1 protein-coding gene is annotated in these 553 nt (G+C 60.8%); it reads right to left on the bottom strand.

All coding sequences use genetic code 11. The features are described 5' to 3' along the window. Positions 1-539, bottom strand: a 539-nt coding sequence (locus tag AC3WT9_RS34670) for a condensation domain-containing protein (RefSeq protein ID WP_492408999.1), incomplete at its 3' end; no start/stop codon positions are given. Positions 540-553: the final 14 nt, after the last annotated feature.

Raw genomic sequence — 553 nt, 5'->3', positions numbered from 1 at the left:
AAATCGCTCGCGGTCTTCTCGCTGTGCGCCTGCCGGGTGCAGTGGGTGATCAGTCTGCGAAGCTGTTCCGCGTAGCACGCCATCCAGCGTTCCACCGTTTCCCTCCGGTACGCCTCTGCCTCATAGTCGCATGTAAACACGAGCTCCCCGCCGATCACCATCCCGTTCAGGCTCAGCTTGTACTCTCCCGGGAGGTTCGGGTCGATGCTGCTGCCTGTCCCGTACGCCGACGATTCGAATAGTCCTGTCGTCACGTCCCGGTCGAACTGGCCCAAGTAGTTGAAGCAGATCTCCGGGCGAAGGTCGAACTTCATCTCCTGTTTGTGCTCCGCGGCTGTCATATACTTCAGCACGCCATATCCCAGCCCTCTGTTCGGCACGCTGCGCAGCCCCTCTTTTACCCGCTTGATGCAGCCCGGCAACGTCTCGCATGACCCCAGGTCAAGCAGTGTCGGCACGATCGTCGTAAACCACCCCACCGTTCGGCTCACATCCACCGCTTCCCCGATCTCTTCCCGGCCATGCCCTTCCAGGTCCACGACAAACCGATCCT

Source organism: Paenibacillus sp. EB106-06-01-XG199 (assembly GCF_058791575.1).
Note: the sequence above shows the minus strand (reverse complement) of the source record. Positions and strands in the feature narration are given on the sequence as shown.